Annotated in this window: 17 protein-coding genes; 11 read left to right on the top strand and 6 right to left on the bottom strand. The window is 68.1% G+C overall.

What is annotated here, in order from left to right; genetic code table 11:
* Positions 1 to 34 precede the first annotated feature (34 nt).
* Together RVY76_RS15500 and RVY76_RS15495 are read left to right on the top strand one after the other, a co-directional pair.
* Positions 35 to 781 carry a Crp/Fnr family transcriptional regulator gene (locus tag RVY76_RS15500; RefSeq protein ID WP_317376798.1) on the top strand — a complete coding sequence of 249 codons (747 nt, stop codon included), beginning with the start codon at positions 35 to 37 and terminating at the stop codon, positions 779 to 781.
* A 107-nt stretch (positions 782 to 888) separates the two neighbouring features.
* Positions 889 to 1,518, top strand: coding sequence for a hypothetical protein (locus RVY76_RS15495; protein ID WP_317376797.1), 630 nt, complete (start codon positions 889 to 891; stop codon positions 1,516 to 1,518).
* Positions 1,519 to 1,533: 15 nt separating this feature from the next.
* On the opposite strand, the gene RVY76_RS15490 is transcribed toward RVY76_RS15495, so the two are convergent.
* Positions 1,534 to 2,310 (bottom strand): IclR family transcriptional regulator, encoded by a 777-nt coding sequence (locus RVY76_RS15490; RefSeq protein ID WP_317376796.1) that lies wholly within the window; start codon positions 2,308 to 2,310, stop codon positions 1,534 to 1,536.
* A gap of 150 nt (positions 2,311 to 2,460) precedes the next feature.
* On the opposite strand from RVY76_RS15490, the gene RVY76_RS15485 reads away from it, so the two are divergent.
* From RVY76_RS15485 to RVY76_RS15450, 8 genes are all read left to right on the top strand, one after another.
* Entirely contained in the window at positions 2,461 to 3,966 is a 1,506-nt protein-coding gene (locus RVY76_RS15485) for an ABC transporter substrate-binding protein (protein ID WP_317376795.1), read from the top strand.
* A gap of 106 nt (positions 3,967 to 4,072) precedes the next feature.
* Positions 4,073 to 4,990 (top strand): ABC transporter permease, encoded by a 918-nt coding sequence (locus RVY76_RS15480; protein ID WP_317376794.1) that lies wholly within the window; start codon positions 4,073 to 4,075, stop codon positions 4,988 to 4,990.
* Position 4,991: 1 nt separating this feature from the next.
* A complete protein-coding gene (locus RVY76_RS15475) occupies positions 4,992 to 5,903 on the top strand; it encodes an ABC transporter permease (protein ID WP_317376793.1) in 912 nt (303 codons plus the stop codon).
* 4 nt (positions 5,904 to 5,907) lie between these two features.
* Positions 5,908 to 6,906, top strand: coding sequence for an ABC transporter ATP-binding protein (locus tag RVY76_RS15470; RefSeq protein ID WP_317376792.1), 999 nt, complete (start codon positions 5,908 to 5,910; stop codon positions 6,904 to 6,906).
* Complete coding sequence (locus tag RVY76_RS15465; protein ID WP_317376791.1) at positions 6,903 to 7,889, top strand: oligopeptide/dipeptide ABC transporter ATP-binding protein; 987 nt, start codon at positions 6,903 to 6,905, stop codon at positions 7,887 to 7,889. The genes RVY76_RS15470 and RVY76_RS15465 overlap by 4 nt, the downstream gene beginning before the upstream one ends.
* Before the next feature lie 3 nt (positions 7,890 to 7,892).
* Positions 7,893 to 9,470 carry a gamma-glutamyltransferase gene (locus tag RVY76_RS15460; protein WP_317376790.1) on the top strand — a complete coding sequence of 526 codons (1,578 nt, stop codon included), beginning with the start codon at positions 7,893 to 7,895 and terminating at the stop codon, positions 9,468 to 9,470.
* Complete coding sequence (locus RVY76_RS15455) at positions 9,467 to 10,849, top strand: M20 family metallopeptidase (RefSeq protein ID WP_317376789.1); 1,383 nt, start codon at positions 9,467 to 9,469, stop codon at positions 10,847 to 10,849. Before RVY76_RS15460 ends, RVY76_RS15455 begins: the two co-directional genes overlap by 4 nt.
* 101 nt (positions 10,850 to 10,950) lie before the next feature.
* Positions 10,951 to 11,961 (top strand): YeiH family protein, encoded by a 1,011-nt coding sequence (locus tag RVY76_RS15450; RefSeq protein ID WP_317376788.1) that lies wholly within the window; start codon positions 10,951 to 10,953, stop codon positions 11,959 to 11,961.
* Here the strand turns inward: RVY76_RS15450 and RVY76_RS15445 are convergent.
* Entirely contained in the window at positions 11,948 to 12,856 is a 909-nt protein-coding gene (locus RVY76_RS15445; RefSeq protein WP_317376787.1) for a LysR substrate-binding domain-containing protein, read from the bottom strand. The two genes, RVY76_RS15450 and RVY76_RS15445, sit on opposite strands and share 14 nt — an antisense overlap.
* Positions 12,857 to 12,916: 60 nt before the next feature.
* On the bottom strand, positions 12,917 to 13,819 hold the full coding sequence (locus RVY76_RS15440) for an SMP-30/gluconolactonase/LRE family protein (RefSeq protein ID WP_410796038.1): 903 nt from the start codon (positions 13,817 to 13,819) through the stop codon (positions 12,917 to 12,919).
* A 135-nt stretch (positions 13,820 to 13,954) separates the two neighbouring features.
* Here RVY76_RS15440 and RVY76_RS15435 point away from each other — a divergent pair, with 135 nt between their 5' ends.
* Positions 13,955 to 14,716: a glutaredoxin gene (locus tag RVY76_RS15435; protein WP_317376786.1), complete on the top strand. Its 762-nt coding sequence runs from the start codon at positions 13,955 to 13,957 to the stop codon at positions 14,714 to 14,716.
* Here the strand turns inward: RVY76_RS15435 and RVY76_RS15430 are convergent.
* Genes RVY76_RS15430 through RVY76_RS15420 form a run of 3 tightly spaced genes read right to left on the bottom strand, consistent with a single transcriptional unit; the run spans position 14,713 to position 17,539 of the window.
* Positions 14,713 to 15,450 (bottom strand): ABC transporter permease, encoded by a 738-nt coding sequence (locus tag RVY76_RS15430; RefSeq protein ID WP_317377155.1) that lies wholly within the window; start codon positions 15,448 to 15,450, stop codon positions 14,713 to 14,715. The two genes, RVY76_RS15435 and RVY76_RS15430, sit on opposite strands and share 4 nt — an antisense overlap.
* Positions 15,447 to 16,382 (bottom strand): ABC transporter ATP-binding protein, encoded by a 936-nt coding sequence (locus RVY76_RS15425; protein WP_317377153.1) that lies wholly within the window; start codon positions 16,380 to 16,382, stop codon positions 15,447 to 15,449. The genes RVY76_RS15430 and RVY76_RS15425 overlap by 4 nt, the downstream gene beginning before the upstream one ends.
* Positions 16,379 to 17,539, bottom strand: coding sequence for an ABC transporter permease (locus tag RVY76_RS15420; protein ID WP_317377151.1), 1,161 nt, complete (start codon positions 17,537 to 17,539; stop codon positions 16,379 to 16,381). Before RVY76_RS15420 ends, RVY76_RS15425 begins: the two co-directional genes overlap by 4 nt.
* Positions 17,540 to 17,552 lie beyond the last annotated feature (13 nt).

Here is a 17,552-nt window from a genome sequence, read left to right as displayed (position 1 = left end):
CGCGCGATCAAAAGCCAAGGAGCGTGAAGGCACCATGAGCGATAGCTTCCTCGTCCAGCGACTGGGGCGGTTTCTCCATCTGACCGCCGACGAGCGGGATTTCGTCGCCGGCATGGAGCGCGAACCCCGCGAACTTGCGCGCGGCGATGTCCTGGTCTCGCGCGGATCGGACAGCCGCAGGCTGCATGTCGTCAAATGGGGCTGGGCGGTCGTCACCGCACGTGAGGTCGGCGGTCGCCGCGCCATCCTGCGGACATACCTCCCCGGCGAGGTGATCGGCCTGGCCGAGATCGGCACCCCCGAAGCCCCGCATGACATCGTCATGCTGACCGACGGGGCGGTCTGCCCCTTCCCGCGATCCTCGCTCGGACGGATCTACGATAGCGCCCCGCGTCTCGCGGCCCTCCTGACGGCCATCAGCAGCACCGAACAGGTCATCCTGCGCGAGCTTCTGCTGGCAGTCGGCCGCATGCCGGCCGAGGACCGGCTCATCCTCTTCCTGCTGACGCTGCTCGACCGGCTCTCGGTCGCCGGGGGCGGATCGAATTCGCGGTTCCACCTGCCCATGTCGCAATCCGAGATCGGCGACGCGCTCAGCCTCACGCCGGTCTATGTCAGCCGACTGATGACCCGGCTGCGCGGCGCGGGCGTGATCGAGGTGGCCGACCGGCATGTCCGGCTCATCGACCGCGCAGCGCTCGAGGCGCGGGTGGGCTATTCAACGCTCGCCACCCGCATCGACACGTCGTGGTTCCCGAAACCGCGCGCCACGCCGGACTGATCCCCTCCATCCCATAAACTGGTTTGCCGGTCGCGGATCCGCCCCGTTGCGGCGGATCGTCCCGATCGCCAGATCCGGGCCTCGCCCAGACATGCGGGAGCGGGAACATGATCGACTGGATGCATTCGAACACGGCCTTCATCTCGATGCTTTCGAGCATCGCGACCGCCTTCATCTGGCTGCTCTACCTGCAGATCATCGTGACCAGCAACAGCCGCCAGCGGCGCGCGCTCGTCACGATCAATCGCGGCGCGGGGCGCAATCTCGACGCCCACCTGGTCCTCTGCAACTTGGGCTACGAGACCGTCTACGTCACCGACGTCATCGCCGAGCTGGAACTCGACGGCGAAACCCTCGCCGCAAACATCACCGAATGCGACGAGACGACGGACACCGCCCCCTCCAACCCCCTCGCCGGTACCCTGCAGGGGTCGCTCGGAAACGGCGATTGCCGCGCGATCGGGACGATCCGCTCGATCCTCGAGCGCATCGCCCGGCAGAGCGGCACCGAAACGCTCGACCGGGCGGGGCGGATCTCGGTCGTCGTGCTTTTCGGACGCGAGACCTCGATCGGCGTGCGCCGCCGCTATCGCCTCATCCGCTCCGATGGCACGATCCATCTCGACGCCGACATGATGGACACCAAGCGCATCCCGCGCGGATCCGCGCGCCGCTACCGCGAAAGCTGGGGTTACGACGTGCCGAAGGGCTACGTGGAATCCGCGCAGGCCGCCTGAGACGGCGGGTTGCGCTCAGGCCAGGATGCCGTTCGCGGCGTCGTGCAGGAAGGGCAGGATCTCCGCGCGGATCCGCGCCTCCTCGTAGGCGTGGCCCGACACCGACACCTGCACCGCCGCCTCCGCGCGCCCGTCCATGCCCTTCACCGGGGCCGCGATGCTGACCTCGTTCAAGATCATCTGGTTGCGCGTGATCACATACCCGTTCTGCGCGCCCCGCCGCACGTCCTCCCGGATCGCCAGGCGGTCGGTGACGGTCTTGGGCGTCATCGCCGTGATGGGCCATTCCGCGATGGCGCGGTCGACCTCCTCCTCGGGCCAGGTGGACAACATCGCGCGCCCAGCGGCGGTCGCGATCGCGGGCAGCCGCCGCCCGACGATGCTCGCCCCGAAATGCGTCCGCTGATTTGGCAGGCGCAGCGAATAGATGATGTGATCGCCCGACATCTGGGCGAGGTTCACCGTTTCGCCGATCCGGCGGCTGAACTCGATCAGCCGCGGCAGCGCCCGCGCGATCAGCGGATCCGACCAGTAATAGGCATAGGCAAGCTGAAGCCAGGCATGCGACGGCCTGAATCTCCGCGTCACCGGGTCCTTTTCGAGCATTCCCTCAACATGAAGCGTATGGGCGAGCCGCTGCGCCGCACTCTTCTCGAGGCCCGTCCTGCGAACCAGATCGGACAGCGACAGCGAGACGTTTTCCTCGTCGAAGGCCCGCAGAATGCGGATTCCCTTGGCGAGCGTGCCCGCATGAAGCGGGTCCGCCTTTCGAGATGCCGACTTTTCACTCATTCCGTGTCCCGATCAAAAAAATTCGTGTTCGACCCTTGACGCATGCGGTCAGGCTGCGCGTACTGGGATCAAATCACGATAAGCCGTATCGCATAATGATACAATGCAAGCGGCAGCACCACGATACGCCACCAACAGGGACCGCCGATCATGAAGAAACTTCTCAGGACGACCGCCCTCGCCGCCCTCGCCGCGGGGCCCGCCATCGCCGACAAGGCCGACGACACCCTCGCGGTGGCCTTCACGAAGGAGCTCGAGAACGTCGACAGCTACTTCAACTCCTCGCGCGAAGGCGTGGTGCTGCAGCGCGCGGTCTGGGACGGGTTGATCTATCGCGACCCCGAGACCAACGAATATGTCGGCAACCTCGCCACCGACTGGGAATGGATCGACGACACCACGCTCGAATTCACGCTGCGCGAGGACGTGACCTTCCATAACGGAGAGCCCTTCACCGCCGACGACGTGGTCTACACCGTCAACTTCGTCGCCGACGAGGCCAACGGCGTGAAGACCCAGCGCAACGTCAACTGGATGGACTCCGCCGAAAAGGTGGACGACTACACTGTCCGCATCAAGCTCAAGGACAAGTTCCCCGCCGCGATCGAGTTCTTCTCCGGCCCCGTCTCGATGTATCCCGACGAATATTACGCCGAAGCCGGCCCATCGGGCATGGGTCTCAAGCCCGTGGGCACCGGTCCCTACAAGGTCGTCGACGTGACCCCCGGTCAGCGCTTCGTCCTCGAGAAGTACGAGGATTACCACGACAGCCCCAAGGGCCAGGCCCAGATCACCAATATCGACATCCGCACGATCCCCGACGTGAACACCCAGATGGCCGAACTCTTCTCCGGGTCGCTCGACTTCATCTGGCAGGTCCCGGCCGATCAGGCCGAAAAGCTCGCCGCGATGGACCGCTTCACCGTGGTCAACGCCTCGACCATGCGCGTGGGCTATATCCAGATGGACGCCGCCGGCCGCTCGGGCGAGGACAATCCCTTCACGAACAAGCTGGTGCGCGAGGCCGTCAATCACGCGATCAACCGCCAGGAACTCGTCGACGCGCTGCTCCAGGGCGAAAGCGCGGTCATCGACACCGCCTGCTTCCCCAGCCAGTTCGGCTGCGTGCAGGACGTCAAATCCTACGAATACGACCCCGAGAAAGCACGCGAGCTTCTTGCCGAGGCTGGCTATCCCGACGGTTTCTCGACCGAATTCTACGCCTATCGCGACAGGCCCTATGCCGAGGCGATCGTGAGCTACCTCAACGCCATCGGCATCCAGACGGATTTCAAGATGCTTCAATATTCGGCGCTGCGCGAGCTCAACATGGACGGCGTGGTCCCGATCTCGTTCCAGACCTGGGGCAGCTATTCGATCAACGACGCCTCCGCGATGGTCAGCCAGTATTTCAAGCATGGATCGCTCGACAGCGCGCGCGACGACCAGGTGCTCGAATGGCTGAACGTGGCCGACAGCTCGACCGATTCCGACGAGCGCATCGAATACTACACGATGGCGCTGCAGCGCATCGCCGACGAGGCCTACTGGGCCCCGATGTTCAGCTACAACACCAACTACGTCTTCTCGCGCGAGGTCGAGTATCAGCCGACCCCCGACGAGGTGCTGCGCTTCGTGGACATGAGCTGGAAGTGATCCGCAAGGTGGGCGGCCCCGTGCCGCCCGCGCTTTCGCCCCTCCCGCATCCCCTTGGGTGCCGCGCGTCCCGCGCGCGCGCCGCCCGCCACACGAGGTGCATCCGATGCTATCGTTCATCCTGAAGCGGACCGGGCTCGCGCTGCTCGTAGCCTTCACCGTCAGCTTCATCAGTTTCTCGCTTCTCTTCATGTCGGGCGATCCGGCCGCGGCCCTCGCGGGCGAAACCGCAAGCGGCGAGGATATCGAGGCCATCCGTCGCATCTACGGCTTCGACCGGCCGATGCTGGTGCAATACGGCGAATGGCTGTTCTCGGCCCTCAGGGGGGATTTCGGAGAGAGCTACTACTTCAAGCTGCCCGTCGCCGGCCTCATCGCCGAACGGTTGCAGGTGACGATGACGCTCGGCGTCTGCGGCATCACCTTCGCGCTGCTGACGGCCGTGCCGCTCGGCGTCGCCGCCGCGATCCGGCCAAATTCGATCATCGACCGCGCCGCGCTCTTCCTGTCGGTGGCGGGACAGGCGATGCCCTCCTTCTGGTTCGGGCTCATTCTCATCGTGGTCTTCGCGATCCAGCTCGGCATGCTGCCGCCCTCGGGGGCCGACAGCTGGCGGCACTTCATCCTCCCCACGATCGTGCTGGGCTATTACGCGATGCCCGCCATCATGCGCCTGACGCGGGCCGGGATGCTCGACACGCTCAATTCCGACTACATCCGCACCGCGCGCGCCAAGGGCGCGGGCGAGGGCCGCGTGCTCTTCAAGCATGCCCTTCGGAACGCGATCATCCCCGTGGTCAGCCTCGCGGCGGTGCAGATGGGCTTCATGCTCGGCGGCTCGATCGTGGTCGAGTCGGTCTTCGCACTGCACGGCGCTGGCTACCTCGCCTGGGAGAGCATCGCGCGCAACGACCTGCCCACCGTGCAGGCGCTGATCCTCGTCTTCTCGATGTTCTACATCGTCTTCACCCTTCTCGCGGACGTGCTGAACGCCTGGCTCGACCCCCGGATGCGGAGCGCATGATATGACCGACACGACGCTGACCGACGCCGCCGATCCCCTCACCCGCGAATGGCAGGGCCCCACCCCGCGCCAGATGCTCGTCTCGCGCGTCAGGGGCCATACCGGGCTGCTCATCGGCGTGGGCATCGTGGGACTGCTGGCCGTGATCGCGATCCTCGCGCCCGTGCTGGCCCCGCACGACCCCTACGCGCAATCGCTGATGAACCGCCACGTGCCTCCGGTCTTCATGGGCGGCAGCTGGGACCACCCCCTCGGCACAGACCATCTGGGGCGCGACTATCTCTCGCGGCTCATCTACGGCGCGCGGGTCTCGCTGCTGATCGGCACGGTCGCGGCACTGATCTCGGGCCTCATCGGCACCGCGATGGGCGTGGCCGCAGGCTATTTCGGCGGCAAGGTCGACATGGTCGTGACCTTCCTCATCAATGTCCGCCTCGCCATGCCGGTGGTCCTGGTCGCGCTCGCCGTCGTGGCGATCCTGGGCGGCTCGCTCACGGTCGTGACCTGCGTGCTGGGCCTGCTGCTCTGGGACCGCTTCGCCGTGGTGATGCGCGCATCGACCCTGCAGGTCAGCCGCCGCGACTATGTCGCCGCCGCGCGCGCGATCGGGGCCTCCACGCCCCGGATCGTCCTGACCGAGATCATGCCCAACATCTTCAACAACCTCATCGTGGTCATCACGCTCGAGATGGCGCATGCCATCCTGCTCGAAGCCGCGCTGAGCTTCCTCGGCCTCGGCGTGCAGCCGCCGACGCCCTCCTGGGGCCTGATGGTCAGCGAGGGCAAGGACATGATGCTGTTCGAGCCATGGCTCGTCCTCATCCCCGGCATCGTGCTCTTCCTCCTGGTGCTCGCGATCAACCTGATGGGCGACGGATTGCGCGACGTGACCGCCCCCGAGAACCGGAGCTGACACCATGACAGACGACCCGCTTCTGGAGGTCCGCAACCTCACCCTCGACATCCCCACCGGCGGGGGCGAGCTTCACGCCGTGCGCGGCATCGACTTCGACCTCCGGCGCGGCGAGACGCTGTCGATCGTCGGTGAAAGCGGATCGGGCAAGTCGCTGACCTCGCTGGCGCTGATGGGCCTTCTGGGCAAGGGCATCCGCCGCGACGCGGACGTGATGCGCTTCGACGGCACCGACCTCCTGACCGCCTCGCGCAGGCAGATGCGCGCGCTTCGCGGCGACCGGATGGCGATGATCTTCCAAGAGCCGATGACATCGCTCAACCCCGCCTACACCATAGGCGACCAGCTGATCGAGACGCTGCGCCTCCACCGCCGGGTGAGCCGGAGCGCCGCCCGCGCCCGCGCGGTCGAGCTGCTCGAGAAGGTCGGCATCACCGCCGCCGAAAGCCGGCTGGGGCAGTATCCCCACCAGCTCTCGGGGGGCCTGCGGCAACGCGTGATGATCGCGCTCTCGCTCATGTGCGAGCCCGACCTCCTCATCGCGGACGAACCCACCACCGCGCTCGACGTGACGATCCAGGCACAGATCCTGCGCCTCCTCGTCGATCTCACGCGCGAGATGAACATGGCGATGATCCTGATCACCCACGACCTGGGCGTCGTCGCGCGCGTGGCCGACAAGGTCGCCGTCATGTATGCGGGCGAGCTGGTCGAGACCGGCCCCGCCGCCGACCTCTTCGCGCGGCCGAGCCATCCCTACACGCGCGGCCTCCTGCGCTGCATCCCGCAGCCCGGCAGGACCGCCCGCGGCTCCGAGCTCGGGACCATTCCGGGCATCGTCCCCTCGCTCGTGGGCGACATCACGGGCTGTGCCTTCCGCACCCGCTGCCCCCATGCCGTGCCCTCCTGCCGCGAGGCCATCCCCGTCCGCGGCGACGCCGCCCACGATTTCCGTTGCGTCCATCCCGACGGCGCACTCCACGCCGAAAGGGAAACCGCATGAGCGATCCGATCCTCAAGCTCGACCGCGTCGCCAAGACCTATACCGTCAAGCAGGGACTCTTCGGCGCGCGCAAACCGCTCAACGCGGTCAACGACGTGACGCTCTCGCTCGAAAAGGGCGAGGTCCTGGGCCTCGTGGGCGAGAGCGGCTGCGGCAAGTCCACGCTCGCCAAGCTCCTCCTCGGGCTCGAGAAACCGACCAGCGGCGAAGTCCTCGTCGAGGGCAAGGCCCTCCACGATCTCGACCGCTCGACGCTGGCGAGCCGCCTCCAGCCGATCTTCCAGGACCCGTATTCGTCCCTCAACCCGCGCAAGTCGATCGAGGACATCGTCTCGCTGCCGCTGCGCGTCCACGGGATCGGGGATGCGGCGAGCCGGGACAGGTCGGTGCGCGAGATGCTCGAGATCGTGGGCCTGCCCCAGCGCGTCCTCAATTCCTACCCGAGCCAGATGTCCGGCGGGCAGCGGCAGCGCGTGGCCATCGCCCGCGCCCTCGTCATGCGCCCCGAGATCGTCATCTGCGACGAGCCGACCTCCGCGCTCGACGTCTCGGTCCAGAGCCAGATCCTGAACCTGCTGGGCCAGCTCCGCCGCGAATTCGGCCTCACCTATCTCTTCATCTCGCACGATCTCGCCGTGGTCGAACATCTCGCGACGCGCGTGGCGGTCATGTATCTCGGCCGCCTGGTCGAAGAAGCCCCTGTCGCCGACCTCTTCGAGCGTCCCCGCCACCCCTATACGCGCGCGCTGCTCAGTTCGGTCCTCACGCCCGAGCCGGGCCTCGGCGTGCCCGAGACCTCGCTCGGCACCGCCTATCCGAACCCGATCGACCCTCCATCGGGCTGCGCCTTCCATCCCCGCTGCCCGAACGCCACCGCGCATTGCGCCGCCACGGCCCCCCGGCCCGTCGAAACCCCCGGCGGTCGCGTCGAATGCCACCTTCACGATCCCGACAGCCCGATGTTCCAGAAGGACGCCGCCTGACCCATGAGCGACGCACTCTCCCGCACCGCCCGCACCACCAAACACGTCGTCGAGACCGAGTTCGGTGTCGTCGCCTCGCAGCACCGCCTCGCCGCCGAGGCAGGGGCCGAAATCCTGCGCGCGGGCGGCGACGTGGTCGATGCGGCCGTCGCCTGCTCCTTCGTCGTGGGCGTGCTCGAACCGTGGATGTCGGGCCCTGCCGGGGGCGGGGCGGCTGTCCACTGGCGCGCCGCGACCGGCGAGGCCACGGCCATCAATTTCGGCATGCGCTCGCCCAAGGGACTCGACATCGGCCACTATCCCCTTTCGGGCGAGGGGAAGGCCGCCGACCTCTTCCCGTGGGAGCGCGTGGTGGACGACCGCAACGTCGAAGGGGCCAGCGCCATCGCCGTGCCCGGCACGGTCGACGGGCTCGGCCAGGCGCATGATCGGTGGGGCCGCATGCCCTGGTCCGATCTGCTGCAACCCGCCATCGCCCATGCGCGCGAGGGGATGCTGGTCGACTGGTACGCGGCCCTGATGATCGCCTCGACCGCGCGCGAGCTGTCCCGCGATCCCGACGCGGCCGCGATGTTCCTCGACGACGGCACATGGCCCAAGGGCTCGGGATGGACCGCGATCCCCGAGAACCGGCTCGACCAGTCCCGCCTGGCCCAGAGCCTGGAGATCATCGCCCGCGGCGGCCCCCGCGCCTTCCACGAGGGCGATCTGGCCCAGGCTCTTGCCGCCGACGTTCAGGCCAAGGGCGGATCGCTTTCCGCCGCCGATCTCGCGGGCTACCGCGCCTGGACGGGGCCTGCGCGGCGCGTGCCCTATCGCGACGCGGCCTTCCACGTCATGCCGGGCCTCACCGCCGGCCCCACCTTCGCCCGCGCGATGGAAGACCTCGCCTCCCGCGACCTCTCGACCGGGCCCGACGCCTATGCCGCCTATGCCGATGCGCTCCGCCGGGCCTATGCCGAACGGCTCGGCACGATGGGCGATACCGGCGAGGTGCCCGAGGCCCCCGGTTGCACCACGCATTTCTCGGCCGTCGACCGCGAGGGCAACATGGTCGCCCATACCCAGACGCTGCTGTCGATCTTCGGCTCCCGCGTCGTCTCGCCCTCGACCGGATTCCTGATGAACAACGGCATCATGTGGTTCGACCCCGAACAGGGCAAGCCGAACTCCCTCGGCCCCGACAAGGCGTGCCTGATGAATGTCTGCCCCGTCGTGGGCGAAACCCCCGACACCCGCTTCGCGCTCGGCGCGTCGGGCGGGCGCAAGATCGTGGGAGCGGTGACGCAGCTCTCCTCCTTCATCGTCGATGGCGGGATGAGCCTCGAAGGCGCGTTCCACGCCCCCCGGATCGACGTCTCGGGCGGCGCGGGCGTCATCGCCGACGACACGCTGCCCAGGGACGTGTTCGACCGCCTCGCGCGGGACGCCGCCCTTCAGACTACGCGCCGCACTGTCCTGCCCTATGCCTTCGCCTGCCCCGCAGGCGTCGCGCGCAGGAACGGCCGCAATGCCGGCTGCACCGAGATCATGTCGCCCTGGGGCGACGCCGTACTGGAACAACCCGAGGAACAGCAATGACCCGCCAGGCCGCCCTGACCCGCGTGAGCGACTATTTCGACGACGGCACCTTCCGCGCCGAACTCGCGCATCTCGTCACCTTCCGCTCCGAAAGCCAGAACCCCGACGATGCCGCCCGTGCCGAATGCCGCCGCTATCTCGACGAGGCGATGGAGCCGCGCCTCCGTCGGCTGGGCTTCGACTGCGAGATCGTGGACAATCCCGATCCGCGCGGCGGCCCGCTTCTTATCGGCGAGCGGCACGAGGGCGACGACCTCACCACGATCCTGACCTACGGCCACGGCGACACGGTGCGCGGCCAGGACGCGATGTGGCGCGAGGGCCTGACCCCCTGGCAGATCGTCGAGGAGGGCGAGCGTCTCTACGGTCGCGGCACCGCCGACAACAAGGGCCAGCACCTCGTCAACATCGCCGCGCTCGAGGCGGTGCTGGCCGAACGCGGCCATCTCGGCTTCAACGTCCGCATCGTCATCGAGATGAGCGAGGAGGTCGGCTCCGTCGGCCTGCCCGAGACCTTCGAGCGGCACAAGGACCGGCTCGCAGCCGACGTGCTCATCGCCTCGGACGGGCCCCGCCTCCAGCCCGACGTGCCGACCATGTTCATGGGCTCGCGCGGCGGCACGGCCTTCGATCTGGTGGTCGAGACGCATGAGGGCGCGCATCACTCGGGCAACTGGGGCGGCCTGCTCTCCGATCCGGCGATGATCCTGGCCCATGCTCTGGCCTCGATCACCGACAGACGTGGCCAGATCAAGGTGCCCGAATGGCGTCCGACGAGCCTGACCGACAGCGTCCGCGCGGCGCTCGCCGACCTGCCCGTCACGGGCGGCGAAGGTCCCGAGGTCAATCCCGACTGGGGCGAGGAATCGCTCACCCCGGCCGAGCGGGTCTTCGGCTGGAACAGCTTCGCGATCCTCGCCATGGTCTCCGGCGTGCCCGACGCGCCGGTCAACGCGATTTCCGGCTGGGCGCGCGCGACCTGCCAGCTGCGCTACGTCGTGGGCACCGACCCCGAGGAGGTGATCCCCGCTCTGCGCCGGCATCTCGACGCCGAGGGATTCGAGAATGTCGAGATCCGCGCCCACGATCGCGGCTTTTTCGCCGCGACGCGCCTCGATCCGGACCACCCCTGGGTCGAGAGGATCGGTGCCTCCATTCGCGAGACGAGCGGCGGCGCACTTCACGTGCTGCCGAACCTTGCGGGATCGCTGCCGAACGACAGCTTCACCGACATTCTCGGCCTGCCGACCATCTGGGTGCCGCATTCCTATCGCGGATGCTCGCAACACGCACCGAACGAACACGTGCTGAAGGGCGTCAGCCGCGACGGGCTACGGATCATGGCCGGGATCTTCTGGGATCTCGGCGAACCGGGATAAGCCCAAAACCATTCGATTGATGCGAACGGTCAGACCCGTATTACTCGTTGGATTGATCGGTAGAACAAGGGATATGATCGGCCCCGCAATCAGGAGCCGACATGTCCGACACCACGATCCGCCTCTTCGCGGTCCGCCCCACACCCGCGGCCATTCCCGGCCTCGTCATCTGCATCGCGATCGCCGCACTCGCCTTCGCGGCCGCGCGCCTGCCGGGGCTCTCGGCGCTGTCGCCACTGATCCTCGCCATCGTTATGGGCATCGCGGTCGGCAACCTGACCCCCCTCGCAAGTCGCGCCGAGCCAGGCGCGACCTTCGCGGTCAAGGTCATCCTGCGCTGGGGCATCGTCCTGCTGGGCCTGCAGCTCACCATCGCGCAGGTCCTCTCCGTCGGCCTTTCGGGCCTTGCCATCATCCTCACCGGGCTCTTCGCCTGCCTCTTCCTCACCCGCCGGATGGGCCGCGCACTTGGCGTACCCGCGGGCCTCACCGACCTCATCGCGGCCGGCAGCTCGATCTGCGGGGCCTCCGCCGTCGTCGCCGCCAACACGGTCGTCCGCGCCCCTGAGGAGGATGCGGCCTACGCGGTCGCGACCGTCACGCTCTTCGGCACGCTCGCCATGATCCTCTGGCCCTTCCTGGGCTCGCTCGCCGGTCTCTCGCCCGAACAATACGGCCTCTGGGTCGGTGCCTCGGTGCACGAGGTCGCGCAGGTCACCGCAGCCGCGTTCCAGCATGGCGACGTCGCGGGCGAGGTCGGCACGGTATCGAAGCTCGTGCGCGTCCTGGCCCTCGCTCCCGTCGTGCTGCTTCTGGGCGCGCTCTCGGCGCGGCGCAACGGGACCGAGAGCGGCGGCGGCGTGCCTGTGCCGTGGTTCGTCGTGGGCTTCATCGCGATGGTGCTGGTGGCCTCGACAGGCTGGGTGCCTGCTCCTGCGCTCGACGTCGCGCGCGTCGCCGTGCCCGTGCTGCTGGCCGTGGCGCTGGCCGGCATGGGCCTCAAGACGAACCTGCGCGCGCTCGTGCGCCGCGGTCTGCGTCCCGCATTGCTGGCGGCTTTCAGCTGGGTCCTGATCGGCGGTCTGACCTTCGGGCTCATCACCCTGGTCTGACGCGGCCCGGGCGTTCCGCCTCGCGCAGGAACGCCATCATCGTCGTGACGGCCCGCGTCGGGCTGCGCTTGCCGTCGCGCACGATCGAGAATTCCCGCCCCGGCAATTCCACCGGCAGCCGCACGACGCTGCCCTCCGCGATCCGATAGCGCACCGCCCGTTCCGACAGCGCGGTGATCGCCTGCGACTCGACCAGCGCCGCCGCGCAGGCCTCGTTCGAGGGCAGCTCCAGCGCCACCTGCAACGTGCCGGGATCGATGCCGAGCGCGGCCAGATCCGCCTCCAGTGCCGCGCGCGTGCCCGACCCGTTCTCGCGCAGGATCCACGATGCGGCTGCCAGATCCGCGGCCCCGAGAATGCGTCCGTCCGCCCATTCGTGCCCTGCACCGGCCACGACCGACAGCCGGTCGATCGCCACCGGCTCGCGGATCAACGCGCTGTCGCCGATATCGCCCTCCACGATCCCGAGATCGGCGCGCCCCGCCTCGACCGCCTCCGCGACCGAGGTGGTGTTGCCGACCGACAGCGCGATCTCAACCCCCGGGAACCGCTTGCGGTGCCGCATCAGGATCGGCGGCAGCCAATAGCTCGCCACCGTCTGGCTGGCCTGGATGGCCAGCGTCCCGCTCGTCCCGTCCGCCAGATCGGCAAGGACCCTTTCCGCCGCCCGCATCTCGTCCACGAGCCGCCGCGCCCCCGGCAGGAAGCTGCGCCCCTCGGCCGACAGCGCGATCCGCCGCCCCACCCGCTCGAAAAGCTTGACGCCGTGTCGCTCCTCCATGGCCGAGATCGCGGCGCTCACGGCCGATTGCGTCATGTTGAGCGCGCGCGCGGCATCCGTCACATGCTCGCGACGTGCCACCTCGATGAAGACGAGCAATTGGGCAAAGGTCATGCGCAACTAATAACCTAAATCGAACATTCGATCAAAAACATTCGATTGAACGGAACTGCATCACGCGCCTGTCACCTCGACGACGATGCGATAGACGGACCGCGTCGCCGTGATGAAGATCGTGTTGCCCCGTGGCCCCCCGAAGCAGAGGTTCGATACCCGCTCCGGCACCAGGATCTTGCCCAGCAGATCCCCCTCCGGGGACAGGCAATGCACACCGTCCCAGGCCGATGACCAGAGATTGCCATGCACGTCGCAGCGCATCCCGTCGGGGAAACCCGTATCGATCTCCGCGAATATCTCCCCGCCGGCCACGCGCGCCCCCTCGACGTCGAAGCGACGGATCACCGAGGGCACGTCGGCATCGTGGCTCGACCCGCTCTCGGCCACATACAGCACCCGCTCGTCGGGCGAGAAGCAAAGTCCGTTCGGCTGAGCGAAATCCTGGATGACCGCGCCGAGCGTCCCGTCCGGCGCGATGCGAAAGACGTTCCGCGCCTCCTGCTCCGGCTCGGCGCGGTAGCCCTCGAAATTCGACAGGATCCCGTAGCTCGGATCGGTGAACCAGACCGCCCCGTCGCGGCTCGTCGTCACGTCATTGGGCGAGTTCAGCCGCCCGCCCCCGAAATCCCGCGCGAGGATCGTGATCGACCCGTCATGCTCGGTCCGCGCCACGTCGCGCATCCCGTGCCGGCACGAGATCAACCGACCCGCCCCGTCGCGCGTATTGCCGTTGGCATAGCCCGACGGGGCGCGAAAGACGCTCGTCCCCTCCGCCTCGGACCAGCGCAGCATGCGGTCCGACGGAATGTCGGAAAAGATCAGGCATCGATGGTCGCCGAACCAGACGGGCCCCTCTGTCCAGGTGCAGCCCTCCACGATCCGCTCCAGCCGTGTCATCGGGTGGACCAGATCCGCGAAACGTCCGTCGATCGGCAGCAGATGCTCGGGATAGGGTTTCATGGGCGGTTCCTCCTCCTATGTGACGAATTGTCCGATCCTTGCGCGCCCGGCGGGGGATTTGCAAAGCCCGACCGGGAACCTTCCAGCGCTGGATCGTGGTTTCGCCGCGAAACCTCCCCCATGACGGAGATCCGTATGCCCAAGGATACACGCGAGAAACAGGCCGTCCTCTACCGGATGGTGATGCCCGGCCATCTCTGCCCCTTCGGTCTCAAGTCCAAGGACCTGCTCGAACGCGAAGGCTTCGCGATCGAGGACCACTGGCTCGAGAGCCGCGACGAGGTCGATGCCTTTAGGGAAAAGCACGGCGTCAAGACCACGCCGCAGATCTGGATCGACGGCACCCGCGTCGGTGGCTACGACGACCTGCGCGTCCATCTCGGCAAGGACGACGCGAAGGCCGCAGACGCCACGACCTATCGGCCCGTCATCGCGATCTTCGCCGTGGGCTTTCTCATGGCCTGCGCCGTAAGCTGGGCGGCCTTCGGGACGATTGCCACGATCCGCACCTTCGAATGGTTCGTCGCGATCTCGATGACGATCCTCGGCATCCAGAAGCTTCAGGATGTCGAGCGTTTCTCGACAATGTTCCTGAACTACGACCTCCTGGCCCGCAGGTGGGTGCGCTACGGCTATCTCTATCCGTTCGGCGAGACGCTGGCGGGTCTTCTGATGATCGCGGGGACGCTTGTCTGGATTTCGGCCCCGATCGCGCTCGTCATCGGGACGATCGGCGCAATTTCCGTGTTCAAGGCCGTTTATATCGACAAGCGAGAGCTCAAATGCGCCTGTGTGGGCGGTGACAGCAACGTGCCGCTCGGCTTCATCTCGCTGACCGAGAACCTGATGATGATCTTCATGGGTCTATGGATGCCGGCGCGCGCCTTCCTGTTCTAGCGCCGCCCCATCCGCCGGGCGAGCCGCCCTTCGAGCAGGACGAGCGCATCGTAGATCAGCACGGCGAAGAGGCCGACGATCAGCCCGCCCTGCAGCACGAAGGCCGTGTTGCTCGTCAGGAGGCCCGCGATGATGACCTCGCCCAGTGTGCGCGCCGCGACCGTCGATCCGATGGTCGCGGTCCCGAGCGCGATGACGACCGACAGCCGGATCCCCGCGAGGATCACCGGGGCGGCCAGCGGCAGCTCCACCCGCCAGAGCCTTTGACGGCGGTCGAGCCCGATGCCCCGCGCGGCCTCCATCGTGGCGGGCGGCAGGGTCGAAAGCCCCGTCATCGCGTTCTCGAAAATCGGCAACAATCCGTAAAGGAACAGTGCGACGAGCGTCGGGCCCGCCCCGAACCCCAGAACCGGCACGGCGAGCGCCAGGACCGCGACGGGCGGAAAGGTCTGGCCCACATTGGTGATCGTGCGCGACAGCGGCCGGAACGGCGCACCGGCGGGCCGCGTCACGAGAATGGCAAGCGTCACCGCCACCAGCGTCGCCGCGGCAGAAGCTATCGCCACGAGGCCCAGATGGCTCAGCGACAGCGCAAGAAGCGATGTCCGCCCGTAGATCACCGGCCCGTTCGGGGGCGCAAAGGGCGCGAAGACCGGCACGAACCATTCGGGCCGCAGCACCAGCGCCAGAAGCAGCGCGACCGTTGCCGCGCGCAGGAGATTTCCGACCTTCATACGTGCGCTTCGGCGCGGGCGCGGATCGCGCTCAGCGTCGCGCGCCCGATGGCCCGCCCGTCGCGCGTCACGGGCACCGCGTCCCGCCCGGTCCAGAGGCAGGCCGACAGCGCGTCGCGCAGGCTCGCATCATGGGCCAGCGCCTCGCCCTCGGCCTCACCCGGCTCGACGATCTCCGACAGCTCCACCAGCGACAGAAGGCGCAGCGGACGCTCCACGTCGCCGACCATCTCGGCCACGAAATCGGTGGCGGGCCGGGCCACGATCTCGGCGGGCGGCGCATATTGCACCAGCTTGCCGCCATCCATCACCGCAACCCGGTCGGCGAGCCGGATCGCCTCTTCCATGTCGTGCGTGACGAGCATGATCGTCGAGCCGAGCTTCTGCTGGATCTGGCGCAGATCCGATTGCGCGCGTGCCCGGATGATCGGGTCGAGCGCGCCGAAGGGTTCGTCCATCAGCAGGAGATCGGGCCGCGAGGCCAGCGCCCGCGCCACGCCCGCGCGCTGCTGCTGACCGCCCGAAAGCTCGCCCGGAAAGCGGTCGCGGAACTGTTCGGGGTCCATCGAGAAGAGGTCGAGCAGCTCGTCCACCCGGGCCGCGATCTTGTCCTTCGGCCAGCCGAGCAGCTTCGGCACCGTGCCGATATTGCGCGCGACGCTGTGATGCGGGAACAGCCCGTGGCCCTGGATCGCATAGCCGATCCGGCGGCGCAGGATATGCGGCTTGACCGTATGGGTGGGCTCTCCGTTGATCCGCACCTCGCCCGAGCTGGGCTCGACCAGGCGGTTGATCATCCGCAGAAGCGTCGTCTTGCCGGAGCCCGAAGTGCCGACGATGACGGTGATCGTTCCGGTCTCGACGATCATCGACACGGCATCCACGGCGCGATGGCCGTCGTAGATCTTGGTGATCTCGTCGATCTCGATCATGTCTCACCTTTCGCGCGCGCGGGCCGGGCAAGCTCCACGAGGATATCCATCACCACCGCCGCGACGAGCGCCAGCAGCACCGTCGGCAACGCGCCCAGCAGGATCAGGTCCGTGGCCGTCTGGTTCAGCCCCTGGAACACGAAGGTGCCGAACCCCCCGCCGCCGATCAGGCCCGCGATGACGGCAAGGCCCACATTCTGCACCAGAACGATCCGGAGCCCCGCGAGGATCACCGGCAGACCGAGTGGCAACTCGACCCGGAAGAGCCGGCGCATCGGCGTCATGCCCATGCCGCGCGCGGCCTCGATCGCGGCGGGCGGCGCGGTTCCGAGCCCCGCGACCGTGTTGGCCACGACCGGCAGCAGGGAATAGAGCACGAGCGCGAGGAAGGCGGGCGCGAAGCCGATCCCCGCGATCCCGACGGCACGCGCGGCCGGAAAGCTCAGCGCGACCCAGCCGAGGATGGGGATCATGATCCCGAACATCGCGAGCGACGGGATCGTCTGCAGAAAGCTCAGCACCGGCAGGATCGCGCCCCGCGCCCGTCCGCTGCGATGGCAGAGGATGCCGAGCGGAAATCCGATGAGGCCCGCCGCGGCCAGAGACCCGAAGGCGAGGCCCAGATGGCGCACCGCCTCGCGCTGGAAGGCATCAGCGCGGCCCCGGTATTCGACCATGACCGACAGGTCCGACAGCATCCCGGAGGCGAGCACCAGCGCCAGCGCCCCGAGAAAGAGCGCGAGCAGCCCGCCGCGCAGCCACGGCCCCGGCGACAGCGTCGAGAGCGCATCGGCCAGCAGCAGGAGAAGCACCGCGAAAAGGCACCAGAACCCCGCCGCGGGCGAAACGCGCGCATATTCCCCCGCCTCGCCCAGAAGCGACACCGCCCCCGCCGAGAGCAGCGCAAGCACCCCGCCGAGCCCGAGGATCGCGCCCGCGAGCCGCAGATACGGCCGGCCCGCCCGGATGCCGAGGCCAAGGGCCACGATCACCGCGCCCCCTCCGAGCACCGCGCCCAGAGGCGCGCCGAGATTCCAGAGCCGAACCCCCTCGCCCGCGACGATGCGGTTCGCGCTCAGCGTCATGTAGGGCAGGAACAGGGCCGCGAGCCCCGCCGCCGCAAAGAGGAGGCCCGGCGGCGAGAGGCCGCGGGTCATCCTCCCGCCCTCC

This window comes from Palleronia sp. LCG004 (assembly GCF_032931615.1).
In the GTDB taxonomy this organism is placed as follows: domain Bacteria; phylum Pseudomonadota; class Alphaproteobacteria; order Rhodobacterales; family Rhodobacteraceae; genus Palleronia.
The sequence above is the reverse complement of the archived record's forward strand: the minus strand, read 5'-3'. Positions and strand labels throughout refer to the sequence as shown.